General features: G+C 41.4%; 11 protein-coding genes. 10 read left to right on the plus strand and 1 reads right to left on the minus strand.

The genetic code is table 11. The annotated features are described in order from the left end of the window. The first annotated feature begins 72 nt into the window (after positions 1-72). From ACO06Y_RS08825 to ACO06Y_RS08855, 7 genes are all read left to right on the plus strand, one after another. Positions 73-2,415, plus strand: a complete 2,343-nt coding sequence (locus ACO06Y_RS08825) for a PSD1 and planctomycete cytochrome C domain-containing protein (RefSeq protein WP_422083476.1) — start codon at positions 73-75, stop codon at positions 2,413-2,415. Positions 2,416-2,420: 5 nt separating this feature from the next. Next, positions 2,421-3,887: a DUF1501 domain-containing protein gene (locus tag ACO06Y_RS08830; RefSeq protein ID WP_422083477.1), complete on the plus strand. Its 1,467-nt coding sequence runs from the start codon at positions 2,421-2,423 to the stop codon at positions 3,885-3,887. A gap of 2 nt (positions 3,888-3,889) precedes the next feature. After that, complete coding sequence (locus ACO06Y_RS08835; RefSeq protein ID WP_422083478.1) at positions 3,890-5,320, plus strand: c-type cytochrome domain-containing protein; 1,431 nt, start codon at positions 3,890-3,892, stop codon at positions 5,318-5,320. 6 nt (positions 5,321-5,326) lie between these two features. Next, positions 5,327-6,103, plus strand: a complete 777-nt coding sequence (locus ACO06Y_RS08840) for an SDR family NAD(P)-dependent oxidoreductase (protein WP_422083479.1) — start codon at positions 5,327-5,329, stop codon at positions 6,101-6,103. Between the two features lie 22 nt (positions 6,104-6,125). Beyond that, entirely contained in the window at positions 6,126-6,980 is an 855-nt protein-coding gene (locus ACO06Y_RS08845) for a fumarylacetoacetate hydrolase family protein (RefSeq protein WP_422083480.1), read from the plus strand. 177 nt (positions 6,981-7,157) lie between these two features. After that, positions 7,158-10,040 carry a glycoside hydrolase family 2 TIM barrel-domain containing protein gene (locus ACO06Y_RS08850; protein ID WP_422083481.1) on the plus strand — a complete coding sequence of 961 codons (2,883 nt, stop codon included), beginning with the start codon at positions 7,158-7,160 and terminating at the stop codon, positions 10,038-10,040. 128 nt (positions 10,041-10,168) lie between these two features. After that, a complete protein-coding gene (locus tag ACO06Y_RS08855; protein ID WP_422083482.1) occupies positions 10,169-10,297 on the plus strand; it encodes a hypothetical protein in 129 nt (42 codons plus the stop codon). 62 nt (positions 10,298-10,359) lie between these two features. On the opposite strand, the gene ACO06Y_RS08860 is transcribed toward ACO06Y_RS08855, so the two are convergent. Beyond that, positions 10,360-11,025 (minus strand): response regulator, encoded by a 666-nt coding sequence (locus ACO06Y_RS08860; protein WP_422083483.1) that lies wholly within the window; start codon positions 11,023-11,025, stop codon positions 10,360-10,362. A gap of 319 nt (positions 11,026-11,344) precedes the next feature. Here ACO06Y_RS08860 and ACO06Y_RS08865 point away from each other — a divergent pair, with 319 nt between their 5' ends. The 3 genes from ACO06Y_RS08865 (at position 11,345) to ACO06Y_RS08875 (ending at position 16,103) form a co-directional block, all read left to right on the plus strand. Next, positions 11,345-11,827, plus strand: a complete 483-nt coding sequence (locus ACO06Y_RS08865; protein WP_422083484.1) for a hypothetical protein — start codon at positions 11,345-11,347, stop codon at positions 11,825-11,827. Positions 11,828-12,219: 392 nt separating this feature from the next. Beyond that, positions 12,220-15,063, plus strand: a complete 2,844-nt coding sequence (locus ACO06Y_RS08870; protein ID WP_422083485.1) for a hypothetical protein — start codon at positions 12,220-12,222, stop codon at positions 15,061-15,063. Continuing rightward, the gene (locus tag ACO06Y_RS08875) at positions 15,060-16,103 is read left to right on the plus strand and encodes a hypothetical protein (RefSeq protein WP_422083486.1); all 1,044 of its coding nucleotides are present in this window, start codon (positions 15,060-15,062) and stop codon (positions 16,101-16,103) included. Before ACO06Y_RS08870 ends, ACO06Y_RS08875 begins: the two co-directional genes overlap by 4 nt. Position 16,104 lies beyond the last annotated feature (1 nt).

Genomic DNA, 16,104 nt, shown 5'->3' on the forward strand with positions numbered 1-16,104 from the left:
CTTGTGGCAATACTAAGGAATTCACTAACTTTATGGATTCGCGATGGATAAAGAGGATGTGAAAGAAATTCTATGAAACAGAAAATAGTCATTATTGCTATTCTAGCAGTTTTGTTGTCATTGTTGTATGCATTTAAAGCGGGTATTTTCAACAAGGGACAGGATGCGTATGCCGATCTTAAGGTACCTGATGTTGTCGATTATAATTTCCATATTAAACCCATACTTTCGGACAATTGCTATACCTGTCATGGCCCTGATGCCAACAAACGCAAGGCAGGTTTGCGATTGGATCTGGAAGAGACTGCCTTTTTGGAATTGAAGGAAAACCCTGGGAAATATGCCTTGGTATCCGGGAAACCTGGCCAGAGCTTGCTGTATGGGCATATCATGACGGATGATCCGAATCTGATGATGCCGCCACCGGATTCCAAATTGAAGCTGAATTCATACGAGAAAAAGCTGATTAAAAAATGGATACAGCAAGGGGCGAAATTTGAAAAACACTGGGCCTTCATTTCCCCGGTAAAAAAAGAGGTGCCCACATTGGAAGTTTTGGACGGGGCACAGAACGAAATAGATAAATTTATCTTTAAGAAACTGGAAGAACATAATGTGCTTCCCTCCGAAAGAGCCTCTTTGGAAACCTTGGTACGTAGGGTAAGCCTTGATCTTACCGGACTCCCTCCCCAAAGGGAGCAGGTACAAAAGTTATTGACCGATACTTCCGAAGTCGCTATGGCTAAAATTATTGACAAATTTCTGGCATCTCCCGCCTATGGGGAACGTATGACGCAGTCTTGGTTGGATGTGGCACGTTATGCCGACTCCCACGGATATCAGGACGATAGCTACCGTACCATGTGGCCTTGGCGCGATTGGGTCATCCATGCTTTCAATGAAAACATGCCCTATGACGATTTCCTAACATGGCAATTGGCAGGCGATTTGTTGCCTAATGCTACCAAGGAACAAATTCTGGCCACGGGATTCAACAGAAACCACCCGATAACCCAAGAAGGTGGGGTTATTCAAGAGGAATATCGGACCAATTATGTTTTGGATCGTACCAATACCTTGGGCAAGGGTATTTTGGGAATGACCTTGGAATGTGCCCGTTGCCATGATCATAAGTATGATGCCATCTCCCAAAAGGATTACTTCGAGCTCTTTGCGTTTTTCAATCAAGTTAATGAAAAAGGACTTCAGATGGATGCGGTACAGGCGGCCAAGCGAAAGTTTTTCGCGGATCCTCCGTATATAGAAATATCCGCTGAGGAGACCGAGGACGTACTTTCTTTCATCAACATGAAAAAGACACCTAAGATTAAGGTAATGGTGATGAACGATTCCGCCCCAAAAACTACCCATATTCTAAATAGGGGAGAATATGACCAACCTACGGATTCGGTACAACCTAATACACCAAAAACGATTTTTCCCTTTCCCGAGGCGTATCCTTCAAATCGATTGGGCCTTTCCCAATGGGTGACGGACAAAAACAATCCCTTGACTGCACGTGTTTTCGTGAATCGTATTTGGGGAATGCTCTTTGGCCAGGGACTTGTGGAAACCTCCGAGGATTTTGGGGTGCAGGGTAGTCTGCCCAGCCATCCCGAACTTTTGGATTGGTTGGCAGCCGATTTTATGGAGCACGATTGGGACATCAAATATCTACTCAAAAAGATTATGCTTTCGGCTACTTATCAGCAAAAATCCGAACTTCGCCCAGAGCTTAAAAAAGTAGATCCCGAGAACCGGTTGTTGGCCAGGGCACCAAGATTCCGTATGAGTGGCGAAATGATACGGGATTATATTCTGGCTTCAAGTGGCCTTTTGAATACCGAAATTGGTGGCCCCAGCGTAAAACCGTATCAACCTCCCGGTCTTTGGGAAGAGACCAACGCAGGGGGACATAGAGGTATCTTGACAAAGTATATTCCGGACGAAGGGGATGATTTATATAGAAGGTCCCTATACACCTTTTGGAAACGTACGTTACCACCTCCGAGCATGACCATCTTTGATGCCCCTACCCGAGATTTTTGTGAGGTTCGTCGCCAGAAAACCAATACACCCCTTCAGGCCCTGGCCTTGCAGAACGACATACAAATATTGGAAGCCGCAAGGGTGTTGGCCCAACGAACCTTGACTACGGAGGAAGATAACGATTCCATCGTGGAGAATCTATTTCAAAGCATTTTGGTGCGTTCGCCCAAGGAAGAGGAGTTGTATACTTTGGACAGTTACTATCATGACGCACTTGAAACCTATTTGAACAATACGGAAGATGCCGAAAAATTAGTTGCACTTGGAGAATATGAACAATTAGAAGTGGATCCGGTTAAAACGGCAGCCTTAATGTTGACCGCCCAAGTAATTTATAATTTAGACGAGACCATAACAAAAGAATAATAGTCATGTCACACCATCATCATGAACAAAAGGAAGAACCTTCGTTAAAGGTTAACCGAAGACATTTTTTCTCGCAATTGAGTGTGGGCATTGGTTCTTTGGCCTTGGGCTCACTTTTGATTCCTGACCTTTTTAAGGGAGAAACCAAAAATGTAGCCGCCAGACCCTTGGGGGTTCCCCATTTTGCCCCAAAGGCCAAGCGCATTATTTACTTGTTTCAGGCAGGGGCACCTTCCCAATTGGAAACGTTTGATTACAAGCCAACCCTTCGCAAACGTATGGGACAGGATTTGCCCGCATCGATTCGTATGGGACAACGGTTAACGGGAATGACTGCCAATCAGGATAAATTCCCCTTAATGCCTCCAAAAATTGGATTTCAACAACATGGCGAAAGTGGAACTTGGATTAGTGATTTTTTTCCGCATACGGCCAAAATTGCCGATGACATCACAGTAGTAAGGAGTATGCATACGGAAGCCATAAATCATGATCCCGCCATAACCTTTTTCCAAACAGGCAGCCAGATTTCGGGCCGCCCTAGCATGGGATCCTGGATGAGTTACGGATTGGGAAGCGAAAACAAAAATTTACCTTCTTTCGTGGTCCTGACTTCCAGGGGGAAGGGCAATAGCCAAGGGCTTTATTCCAAATTATGGTCAAGTGGTTTTCTGGACTCTAAACATCAAGGCGTATTGTTGCGTTCGGGCAAGGATCCTGTATTATACCTAAACGACCCGGATGGGCTGTCACGTTCGGATAAAAGGCATTTATTGGATCACGTGTCCTCCTTGAATAAATTGCATCACGTTGAGACCGGAGATGACGAAATAGAATCCCGCATAGCACAGTATGAAATGGCCTACCGTATGCAGATGTCGGTTCCTGATGTCATGGACATTTCCAAAGAGCCGGAATCCATAATCAAATTGTACGGTGAGGACTGCCAGGTACCTGGGACCTATGCGGCAAATGCCCTACAAGCACGTAGGTTGGCCGAAAATGGTGTACGGTTTATCCAATTGTACCATCAGGGTTGGGATCAACACGGTAATCTACATGATGAGATGGCCGGCCAGGCCAAGGACGTGGACAAGGCCTCCGCAGCCCTCGTCCTGGATTTAAAGCAACGCGGTATGTTGGAGGATACTTTGGTCATTTGGGGCGGTGAATTCGGTAGGGGCAACTATTGCCAGGGCAAATTTGATCCCAATAATTATGGGCGCGACCATCATCCCCGTGCCTTCAGTATCTGGATGGCCGGCGGTGGAATAAAGCCGGGACTAAATTATGGGCAGACCGATGAATTCGGATACAACGTAATTGAAAATCCCGTTCACATCAATGATTTCCACGCGACCCTATTGCATACCATGGGTCTGGACCACGAACAACTCATCTATAAATATCAAGGCCGTCGTTTTCGTTTGACCGATGTAGCGGGGCATGTGGTCAAAGACCTTTTAGCATAAAAATGACATATACCCCTAAAAATGGAAAGGTCGATTATGTCGTTTTTGGACTTTCCGTATTCCTTATTTTTTGTTTGTTGTTCGAATCCTACATTGAGCTGCCGGTGCTTGTGGCCTGGATCGGGCGCTGGCACCCTTTGATACTCCACTTCCCAATAGTACTTCTTTTGATTGCCATTTTTTTGGGATTAACAGGAAAGAAAATCCCAAGGATTTTATTGACCATTGCGGTGATTTCAGCCTTGTTGACCGCCATTTCCGGATTCTTTCTCGGAAAGGAGACCGGCAGCAAGGGCGATTTGCTTTTCTGGCACCAATGGCTGGGAGGAGCGCTGGCTTTGTTGGCGGCACTTTGGTATGGTTTGGAGGGATTGCAAATCGGTAAACAAATCTATACCAAGATTATACAAGTAGTCATCGTCGGACTCATTGTTTTAACTGGGCATTATGGGGGAATGATTACACATGGTCAGGATTTTTTGGCGTTGCCGGAAGAGAAGAAGCAAGATATCATTCCCAAAAACCCACTGGTCTATGGGCATGTGGTCAATCGGATTTTGGAGGAAAAATGTGTAAAATGTCACAATCCGAATAAGAAAAAGGGTGAATTGTTGATGACCGATTTGGCCGGACTATTAAAAGGTGGTGAAGGTGGAAATACCCTGATTCCGGGAAACCCGGAGGAGAGTGAAATGATACGGCGTTTGTATTTGCCGATGGAGGATGAAGAGCATATGCCTCCCGAAGGGGAGCGGCCTTTGGCCGATAATGAAATACGTATCTTGGAACAATGGATTGCCCTAGGTGCTTCGGATACCCTGCGATTGAACCATTTAGAAGGTTCTCAGCCCCTGGCGGTCTTGATCAAGGAGATGATGGAACCGGACCCCATGGAAAAATGGACCGCACTTCCAAAAGTAGCGGACTCCACATTGAGCAATCTGGCTTCCGATTATTTGACCATTACCCGCTTGGCCGGGGCAACTGATGCCTTAAAGGTAAATGTATATATGCCCCCCCAATATGATGCCCGGATGCTTTTGGATTTGGCTCCCGTGAACCGGAACATTGTAGAATTGGATTTAAGCGGTTTGCCCATAGGGGAAAAGGAACTGGGCTTTGCGGCCAATTGCCCCAATTTGGAGTGGCTGGAAATCGATAGGACGCCAATCACGGACGTTCAGGTAGATACGCTGAGGAATTTATCGAAACTACGTTTATTGAAGGTTTATGAAACGGATATCGGAGACCGGAGCATTTCGTTTTTTAAGGAATGGGAAAACCTAAAAAGCCTTTATATTTGGGGAACCCAGGTATCCGAATCTGCCCTTGAGGAACTGAAATCCAAAAATCCCGACCTAGTCATCGAAAATGGTATTGATGAGGAAATTAAGTCCTATTTTGTGGTTTCGGACAGTATCCCAAAAAGTTAAACACTTATGAAATTTAATCTAAAAGACAAAACAGCAATAGTTACGGGAGGTGGCAGTGGTATTGGCCATGCCATATCCCTAACATTGGCTGCTCAGGGTGCGGAAGTACATATTTTTGAGTTGGACGAAAGTAAGGCTAACGGAACGGTGGCAGAGATTCAAAAAAATGGAGGTAGTGCGCAAGCGCATACTTGTAATATTGCCCATCAAACCGAAGTAAAAAAAGAAGTGAATCAAATTGCAGCCGAGGGGCGCATAGATCTACTAATCAACAATGCGGGTATTGCGCATATTGGCGATGTGGAAAACACCACGGAGGCCGATTTTGACAAAATCTACAACGTAAATATAAAGGGGGTTTATAACTGTATCCACTGTGTTATGCCCCATATGAAAGCCAAAGGTGGGGTAATTCTTAATATGGCCTCCGTAGCCGCTTCGGTAGGGATCAATGACAGATTTGCCTATTCGGCCTCAAAGGGTGCCGTCTTGACCATGACGTATTCCTTGGCCAAGGATTATCTGGAATATAACATCCGCTGCAATAGTATTTCTCCGGGCCGCGTACATACGCCTTTTGTGGACGGCTATCTAAAGGCAAATTTTCCGGGAAAGGAGGAAGAGATGTTTGAGAAATTGTCAAAGACCCAACCCATCGGTAGAATGGCGAATCCACAAGAAGTGGCCGATTTGGTACTCTATCTTTGTTCCGACGAGGCCTCATTTATTACGGGAACCGACTTTCCCATTGACGGTGGATTTATACGATTGAACGGAAACTAAAAACCTAAATAATCAAGGACATATGAAATTAATTCGATTTGGTGCTATAGGAAATGAAAAGCCCGGAGTGCAACTGGAAAATGGCGATCGCTTGGACGTCTCGAACTTTGGACAGGACTACGACGAACAATTTTTTGGTGGTGATGGCATCATTAGGTTGAAGGATTGGCTAAGTAAAAATAGTGACTCCTGCCCAAAAGTGGATAGCTCCATGCGATTGGGAGCACCACTTTGCCGGCCTTCAAAAATAATCTGTATCGGTTTAAACTATGCCAAGCATGCCCAGGAAGCGGGGATGGAAATCCCTAAGGAGCCCGTACTTTTTTTTAAGGCCACTTCGGCAATGGTCGGTCCCAACGACGATGTAATCATTCCCAAGGGAAGCACTAAGACCGATTGGGAGGTAGAACTGGCCATAATTATCGGCAAAAAGGCATCCTACGTTTCGGAATCGGAGGCCATGGACCATGTGGCGGGTTATGTGCTGCACAACGATTATAGCGAACGGGAATACCAGATTGAACGTAGTGGACAATGGGTAAAGGGTAAAAGCTGCGATACCTTTGCACCTATAGGACCCTTTATTGTCACCCCGGATGAAATTGAAGATCCCCATAATCTGGATTTATGGTTAAAGGTCAATGGGGAGACGCTCCAAAATAGCAATACCTCGGATTTTGTATTCGATATTCCTACTTCCATAAGTTACATCAGCCAATTTATGACCCTTTTGCCCGGAGATGTGATTTCCACAGGCACACCCTTTGGCGTGGGACTAGGCTTTGACCCGCCACGCTATTTAAAACCGGGCGATGTCGTAGAACTTGGAATTGATGGTTTGGGAAGTTCCCAACAAGTGGCTAAGGCCTATGATTAAATCTTTGGGATACATTTTTTTCCTACAGTTGGGATGATTTTTTAATTTTCTATGTAAAAAGGAAAATAGTGTTGGTCGTATTGTTGACGAGTGGACACAAGTTCATTTTCAAATGGTACTATTGATCATTTTCTATCAAAATCGGTTCAACACCTTTTATTTCTCAATTACACCTAAATGAATAACATCTCTTTTAAAAAGCATGGTAAAATAGCGTTTTTCGATATGCCGGGTTTTAGCGCTTTTCGGTATATCGTCATTACGTGGGTTACGCTTCTAGGAATCTCTTTTCCCATATGGGGACAGGAGGATTATGGATACAAACGGGTATACCTGTCCGGTAAGGATGCCTCGGATACCGTGGATTGGGATTTTATGGTAACCGATGGAGCCAAAAGTGGTGTCTGGTCCAAACTTCCGGTACCCTCCAATTGGGAATTACATGGATTTGGCACCTACAATTATGGCCATGATCACAGAAACGGGAACCGGAAATTAGGGAAGGAACACGGACTGTACCGTCATAGATTTCAAGTGCCGACCCAATGGAAGGGAAAGGTCGTAAACATCGTTTTTGACGGTTCCATGACGGACACCAAAGTTACCATTAACAACAGATCCGCTGGAGAAATGCACCAAGGATCGTTTTATAGGTTCAAATATGACATAACGAAACTGTTGAAATATGGTCAGGAGAATATCTTGGAAGTAGACGTGGCAAAACATTCGGCCAACGAATCCGTAAATAGGGCAGAACGCCAAGCCGACTTCTGGATTTTTGGAGGGATTTTTCGCCCGGTGTTTTTGGAAGTCCTGCCCAACCGTCATTTTACAAGAACAGCCATTAATGCAAAACATACGGGTGAATTCAATACACTTTTGACCATCAATAAACCCATATCCAATGGGTCGGCTCGAATTACCCTGTTTTCCCCGGAAGGGAATCGTGTTGGGGAAATCTTGTCCAAATCGTTTGAAAGAAGAAAGAACGAGCTGATGATATCGGGAAGTTTCAATATTATAAAATCATGGAATCCAGAATCACCGCATTTATATACCGCCCTTGTTGAACTGTTGGAGAAGGATAAGGTGGTTTATCAAAAAAAGGAGCGTTTCGGCTTTCGGTCAGTTGAACTCCGGGAGAATGATGGGATTTATGTAAATGAAAAAAGAGTTGTTTTTAAAGGGGTAAACAGGCATTCCTTTTGGCCGGAAACGGGAAGGGCGTTAAGCGAGGAAAATCATTTGGAGGATATTCGGCTGATGAAGGAGATGAATATGAATGCCGTTCGGATGTCCCATTACGGCCCGGACGAACGTTTTCTTGAACTTTGTGACTCCCTGGGACTTTTTGTGCTCGACGAACTTACCGGTTGGCAAGATGCCTATGATACGGTAGTCGGACCCAAATTGATCAAGGAATTGATATTGAAGGATGCAAATCACCCCAGTGTGGTCATCTGGGATCACGGAAACGAGGGGGGATGGGATTTTGCCAACGAAAAATGGTTCCATAGCTATGATATACAGAAACGGCCGATAATCTATCCTTGGCTCAAACGGAATGGGGTGGACACCCGGCATTATCCTACGTATGATTATGGAATCAACCGTTTGGCCCATGGTTATGAGCCCTTTATGCCTACCGAATTCCTACATGGCCTTTACGATGGGGGACATGGTGCAGGATTGGATGATTTTTGGAAGAACTATTCGGCCCACCCCATGTTTTCGGGCGGTTTTCTATGGGTGTTTTCAGATGAGGCGGTAGCGAGGAGGGATAAGGGCAATACACTGGATAGCGATGGCAACCACGCCCCGGATGGGATTGTTGGCCCGTACCGGGAAAAGGAAGGCAGCTTTTACACCATAAAGGAAATATGGTCCCCTGTTCAGATTCGTCCACGGACCATCACTTCCAATTTTGATGGAAAACTGGCACTCACCAATACCCATATGTATACCAATTTAAATCAATGTACCTTTTCCTGGGAAATCCGATCCACTCCCGTTTTTGGTGAAACCATGGTTTTGGCTTCAGGTACAACAAAGGGGCCCGATATCGCTCCTGGGGAGACAAAGTATCTTCAGCTTGAAATCCCTGAAAATATGGAGCAAGGAGCTATTTTTTCGTTTACTGCTACGGATAACAAAGGTATGGAAATATATACCTGGAACTGGCCTATAAAACAACCGGAACAAGTTGCACGTGAATTGCTTCAACAGATAGAATCGAACCTGGGAAAAGGGCAGATTGAAGTTGTAGAAGAGGAAAATGGCCTTAAGGTCAATGTAAATAAACTCGGTTTTGTCTTCAACAAGGAAAATGGCCATTTGGAAGAAGTATCTTTTCAGAAGAAACCGATTTCCTTTAATGGTGGCCCACTTCCTGTGGGGATTAAAACACAGATAAAGGATGTACAATGGTGGATGGATAAAGAGGGCAGTTTTATTTTGGAAACCCAGTATAATACCTATCCGGAAAGAGTACAATGGAAATTAATGCCAACCGGCTTATTGCGATTGGAAGTAAGTCCACTTCATTTTTCCGGAGATGACCTTGATTTTATCGGGGTTTCCTTTAATTATCCCGAGGACAAGGTAAAAGGGATCAAATGGATGGGTCAGGGACCATACCGTGTTTGGAAAAATAGGGCCAAGGGTGCCGAAATAGGGGTTTGGGAAAAGGAATACAACAATACCATTACCGGGGCCAGTTTTGACAATCTTATTTACCCTGAATTCAAGGGGTACCATGGCAATTTGTTTTGGGCCGAATTAAGAACAGAGGAATTCCCGATCCGAATCATCACGGAAACACCCGGTCTTTTTTTACGGTTGTATACACCTGCCGATCCCAAACACATTGCGGGAGGTGTGGCCCCTCCCTTCCCGGAGGGGGATATTTCATTCCTCTATGAGATTCCTCCGATAGGGACAAAGTTTAAACAAGCGGATAAATTGGGACCTTCATCACAAAAAGGGGCCATTGCGCATCATAAGGGGGACGATAGTGACCCCATTGTACTTTGGTTCGATTTTGGGGGTAAATTGCCTTAGGTAATCAGGTCATTGCAGGGATAGGTTGTATATTACTCCATATATCAATTGGATTAACAGAAGGGATGTTTGAATTATTAAGTGACCGTAATTCTACATAGTTTTATGGCCTTACAAATTATTGGGGAATGAAAAATATCATTAGGGCGTTATTGGCGGGCTGGGGCGCAAAAAAGCTCGGGGGAGGAAAATGCGGTTGTATCGGGTTTTTGGTGCTGTTTATTATTTTATATTGGCTTTTGGGCTATGTTTTTTAATGAAGGGATAAGGCATCAGGTTTTAGATGGGGCAGTAGTTTTTCATTGTTGGTTTGGTCAGGTCATATAAATCCTTTTGCCCTTGCAATATCTAAAAGTTGTTTGGTATTTCCATCGGGAATGCCAAATCGTATTTTTAGGTTCTTTTTGCGCCGTTCGATGGTGGCCATTGCCAAGGGGATGTATCCGGGGAGGTCTTTCATCCTTTCACCCTTCGAAAGATGGTATAATATTTTCCGATCCGAAGCATCCAAAAATAGGTCGTCGCGCTGGTTGTCACCAATTAATCTGCTCGCTTGTTCACTGTAATAACACTGTCCTTTTAGAACGCTATTGATAGCGTCCTTGAATACTGCTGGATGCAAATCCGATTTTATCACAAACCCTTCGGGCCTTAAAGATTTGAAAATATTGGAGATCCGTTGGTGGTCGCACAAGGCGGTATGTACAAAGATTTTGGTGGCTTTGAACTTGGAGCGTATCCGTATACCTAGATCTTCTCCGCTAATAATCAGATAATCCTTGGAAGGCGGTAAACCGATGTCCAACAAAACTAGGTCATAGAAATTATACTTGTGCCTCTTCATTTTATCAAGAACATCATCACAGGATAACGCGCACTCAATATCAAAACGATATCCCATTTCTATATTTTCAAGAAATAGGGCATAACCCTTTACGGTCATGGGGTGATTATCCGTTATCAGAATTCGGACGTTTTGCTTCATATTGTCACATTGATTATTCCTACAAGGAGACAGATGTTTTTTATCAATTTAAGGCAATTAAACGGTGAACAACTTGCACCATAAGAAGTGAGGACGACCGGCATAAATTTGGGGAAACTTTGTGCAACTTAGTCTCGATAAATTTTATAGAAAAAATTCTCACGTAAGTTACAGAACTTAAGGTTTAAAATCAATTTCAATCCGGATTTGAGGGAAAAACCCTCAAATTTTGGTTTTGGGCCATATTTGCTTTTACAGAATACACTAGTGGGAGGGCTCCCGCGTTGTGAACCCATAAAAATCTTAAAACCCCCGATCTATGAAAACAATTAAGTTTCTCCTATTGGTATTTCTGGCAACTACAAGTGCTGCCTTGACATCTTGCAACAAGGATGATGACGAATCGCCGACTTCGGATACTTTTATAAAATTTACCGCAGCGGGCAATGACTACAATTTTGGGGATATCGTTACTGCTGAATCAGCCAATATTACCTTTAATGGCAATAATGGTGTTGGTCTAACAGACCCAGGTGATATGGATATCAGCATTTGGGTGCCTGTAGATTTTGAAAAAGGCACCTATACCCTTACGGACACATTTGGCGCGGATTATAAAATTGCCTTTTCGTCCGATAGTATGGGTTTCAGTTTTGATTTTGCAAATGAAGGAACTCTGGTGATTACCAAAAAAGATGGCGAGTACGTGGAAGGTACCTTTTCGGGCACTATCGTCTCGGGTGAAGACGAAACCAAGACCCTGACCATTATCAACGGTTCTTTCAGAGCATATAGTATCTGATCAATTGTTGAATACTAAAGTTAAAGGACTTCTTCGGAAGTCTTTTTTTTGCCTTCATTGGATTTGAAAATGCTATATTTTCAAAAAACGGGGCCCATATTTATGTTCTTATTCTTAACCAAAGGTTAAATTTACGATTCTCACAAAAAATGAGGGAAAAACCATCGTGTTAATTTCAGTATTTCTATAACTTTATGGAGAAATTAATGTAGTACAACCCAGATCTGGTCTTCTCTTTTTCATACTCCTGCTAAAGTTAATGCCATTTCACAACATGGTGTTCCAATGGCAGATTTTTTCTTTTTTACGGAAGCACAGATTCTAAATCTTCAAGAAATTACTTCTACGATTTCTATAAACTTTCGTTGTTCATAACCAAATTCTAAGTAAGAATGCATTTCTTTATCGATCAAGATACGTTATCCACACAATTACCTGAAGATGCATTTGGGCCTGATAGCATTGACCCATCAACAAAATATAATGTCACTTCAAAATTTCAATTAAGCCAAGAAGCTAAAGTATTTGCGGTTCAAGGCTCCACAATGATAGTGCAACAGTCGGATGTTGATCCTACACTAGTAAATCTACTATTAAAACCTTGTTTTCAAGATGGTGTAATAGCAGATATCCAATACTATGTTTATAGAGGGGTGCTTAAAAGTAGTTTAATAAGTGGTAATGACATTGTAGTTCAGGCAGCTAACAACAACGAATTGATTTCAAGGATCTGGGATGAATCCCCAACCGATACAAGTTTTGGAACTATCGGATTTGATGATAATTCTCTTTCAGGAAGTACAAACGTAGAAGATATTTTGAATAATACCCATGCTACGGTAAAATCAATATATGTAAAAGAAGGGGAATGGATTGGGTCATTTTCCACTACCCATAAGATTGGTTTTGAGGTTATTTTACGGACAAATAGATTTGTGGTAGACTTGACTTATGTACGTGGAGGAAATTATGTGGTGGACACCACCGGTTTTGTTGGTTTTGCTCTACAAACAAAACGTGAAGAAATTCTGAATTTTCTTGACCCTGCTGCTTTTTTTGGACTACATAGTTATCTAAGAGTTCGTTATTCCGAATACAATCCGGATAAAGTCGTGAAAATCACTTCTGCAAACCGAACAAGTAATCAATTCATTTACAATAAATTACTTTCTAACTTTTATACAAGCAACAAAGTTTACCTAGACATAAGAAGCGAAAAAGGATATTCATACAATCTTTACGAAAACTATGATGATGGTTCTGGAAATTCTCTGAGAATTAAATATCCCCAGGACGTAAATCCTATAGCGATTCCTTTTTCGACAAATAGTTGGCCGATAATTACTCTTCAGGATAGCCAACCCAGTCAAGATGATAACAATTCAGTTTTTATTCAATTTAGGGTAGACGATAATTTAAGGCCAATCGTTTTTATTCCAAATACATTTTTCAAACATCGTAGAAGGAATTCAAAATATATCAAAGGCGATGAAATAAATACCAATGTTTCTGAAAGCATAACGGAGACGGACTGGAGTAAAGAAATTCGATTTAATTTTTTAAATGAGGGCACAGGGACAAATCGAAATAATGTAGCTAATATCATTCAATTATACTATTTCCGCCAAGAACATAATGCAAGTGCTCCAGTTACTGTATTAAGAAATGAAAAATACTATGATTCAGCATTTTGTTCTATTGATATTCCAAACCTTGGAGAGACTTCTGCAGTATTTAAAGAGACCAAAAGTTCACACCCAATTTATATACGGGAACCTTTGGATGACGTCAGAGGCACTGGAAATTTTGGAATGACAATGAATACTGGTGCTTTTTGGGATAATCGGAATGTTTTGTTCTATTCTAGGATAGGTTATGAGTATACAGCTAAAACCTCGGAAAAAGAATTCATTAATACTTTCCAAGAGAAATTAAATCTAGATAGTGGAGATTATAGAGTCTCTCAACTGCTAGATAGAACTGATATCATATGTAGGTCTTATAGCTTATCAGGACAAAATATAAGAATTCCTAGTATTAACTTTTACAAAAGCATAGGTATTCCAGGCGCTGATGTAGGAAAGAACCACAAGGAGAACTTGATGCTTTTGGGTTTAAGCCTAGATGAATTGGCCTCAATTAAAAGTAGCACTTCTTTGAACGCCTATCACGATAGATACATTCATCTAGAACCAGATGCAAATAATCCTTTTGCTGATAATGATTCCAAAAGATATTTTAAATATACATTACAACTTCAGGGGATGCTGCTTGTTCAAAACACCCCTCAAATAGTTACTCCTACACATAACGGCAATCCTATTACTGTGTATTCCAGGGATAATCAGTTTTTTAGTTCCCGATTGTTTTCTGAGAATATTAATGTCACTACAGGAATAGCGGATGATATAGAATTTTATACTTATGAGAACGGTTGTATAAAAATCAACGATAACATTGATTTCGCGCTTATTCGAGGTGTTCAAAACCTCTATTTCAAATATAAGGATAGTAACAATTTGGTTACAGATGTTTTTAACGCAGCTATAGAGATGACCAATAAAATGGAAAGAAGAAGAGGAAATAATGGTGAGATTCCCAATATCCCAGCAGGATTTACCCAAACTGAAGACTACACAGATGATAATGTGCCTGGTGTTGATGCCACTTTTTCTTATCAAAATGATTCAGGAGACGTTGTTACTGAGGGTAATTTTAATATTCGCAGATATAACAACAAGGGAAAGAAAAAGTTTTTGGTTAGGGTTGTAACATCTTCTTCAACAGCAGGAAATGGCGATCTAACCAATTTCTTTGAAAATCAGAGTTTAGGTTTTCAGCTGGAATATCGTAATACGCTTAGATTGTATGCAAATCCCTTGCTGACTGCTGCTGTTATAGGAGCTTTAGTACAATTTAATGAAGACGTTATATGCCAGGGCTTTGCATATATTGATGGTAGCTGCTATCCAAGTGCCGAACACGTAAATGGAGAAGCTTTAGATACTGATTATTTTACCGCACAAGAAGACAACGTCAACTTTATTTTAGCACTTAATGCTTTTGGTTTCAAAAGGTTTAGAATCGGCAATGATGTTTTTCATGACCTAATTTATGAAGACGAAGGATTATCATCAATACAGGACTTGATTATTCAAGATGAAAATAATTATCATGACGGACACCTTCATTCCACCGATGTAGCTCAACAAGAAAACTGCAGTGATACGCTATGATAAAAGGAGTTCAAATATTACTGTTTCTTACTTTTTGTGTTTCGATTTCTTGTGTAGAGAAAAAAAATAAAGTGGAGAACACAGAAACAAAAAAAAAAATCTCCCTAAAAAAGGATTCCTTGATTGATTCTCATGAATTTCCAAGGAATGAATTAAAGAACTTTCCTAATAAATACAAGTTAAGCAATGATGAAGCACGAAGGATATTAAAAGATAGCGCAAGATATTGGATGCACTATTTAGAGATTGCCAAAGGTAGACAAAACAGAGATAGTCTAAAATTTGTAAAACGGCAGAAAAACAAAAGCGATAGCCTTGCAAAAAATATTTATCCAATAGACAAAGAACTTCCATTTGGTTCCGAAATTCTTGTAAGTCACACTTTTCCCAAGACTGAATATTTCTTCAATTATGATGAAAATGGGCTTCATAAAGAAACTACCCCACATTTAAAAGAAATGTTTTCTGTTATAAAATATTATATCGACCATGGAGCTACAATAGAAGAGGCTCATTCCTATGTTGAACTTAATCAGATTGAACATATTTCTTTTAATAACAATGAAATAGATAGGGATTATTTTATTTCCTTACAAAAGGATTCGAAGGAGTTTTTCAAACCAAATTCACAGATTCCATTTTCTTACAGGTTGGGAAACTTTGGATTGTATGAAACCTATTATCACGTTATCGAGAGAGGTAATGGAGAATGTTTTGCAGAAAGCAGATCAGATTTTTTAAATAAGTGCTGCAACCATTTCTATAATTGTCAGTCCTGGGGTTTTCTAATTCTTCGAGATCCCAAGACAAAGGATGCTAAGATATTCAACTCCTTTCTAATTCTTCCTCAAGACGCGAGTGCTGTTATTTTTAGATTTTTCTTCATAGATAATAATCGTATTCTGTTTTTTGATGGCTATAGTATGGATACTACCGACCCTGATGGCTTCAGCAAATCGATAAACTCGTTAAGAGAAGCAATAGAAGCACAAATAATGTCTAATGGAGAAATCAAAATTGTATTCAAAAATAAAACATAAT

Origin of the sequence: Ulvibacterium sp. (genome assembly GCF_965228935.1) — a bacterium.
Lineage (GTDB): Bacteria > Bacteroidota > Bacteroidia > Flavobacteriales > Flavobacteriaceae > Ulvibacterium.

What these genes read in the sequence shown, in the direction of transcription:
- ACO06Y_RS08825 (WP_422083476.1), top strand. Translation starts at nt 73, where the DNA reads ATGAAACAGAAAATAGTCATTATTGCTATTCTAGCAGTTTTGTTGTCA.
- ACO06Y_RS08830 (WP_422083477.1), top strand. Translation starts at nt 2,421, where the DNA reads ATGTCACACCATCATCATGAACAAAAGGAAGAACCTTCGTTAAAGGTT.
- ACO06Y_RS08835 (WP_422083478.1), top strand. Translation starts at nt 3,890, where the DNA reads ATGACATATACCCCTAAAAATGGAAAGGTCGATTATGTCGTTTTTGGA.
- ACO06Y_RS08840 (WP_422083479.1), top strand. Translation starts at nt 5,327, where the DNA reads ATGAAATTTAATCTAAAAGACAAAACAGCAATAGTTACGGGAGGTGGC.
- ACO06Y_RS08845 (WP_422083480.1), top strand. Translation starts at nt 6,126, where the DNA reads ATGAAATTAATTCGATTTGGTGCTATAGGAAATGAAAAGCCCGGAGTG.
- ACO06Y_RS08850 (WP_422083481.1), top strand. Translation starts at nt 7,158, where the DNA reads ATGAATAACATCTCTTTTAAAAAGCATGGTAAAATAGCGTTTTTCGAT.
- ACO06Y_RS08855 (WP_422083482.1), top strand. Translation starts at nt 10,169, where the DNA reads ATGAAAAATATCATTAGGGCGTTATTGGCGGGCTGGGGCGCAAAAAAG.
- ACO06Y_RS08860 (WP_422083483.1), bottom strand. Translation starts at nt 11,025, where the DNA reads ATGAAGCAAAACGTCCGAATTCTGATAACGGATAATCACCCCATGACC.
- ACO06Y_RS08865 (WP_422083484.1), top strand. Translation starts at nt 11,345, where the DNA reads ATGAAAACAATTAAGTTTCTCCTATTGGTATTTCTGGCAACTACAAGT.
- ACO06Y_RS08870 (WP_422083485.1), top strand. Translation starts at nt 12,220, where the DNA reads ATGCATTTCTTTATCGATCAAGATACGTTATCCACACAATTACCTGAA.
- ACO06Y_RS08875 (WP_422083486.1), top strand. Translation starts at nt 15,060, where the DNA reads ATGATAAAAGGAGTTCAAATATTACTGTTTCTTACTTTTTGTGTTTCG.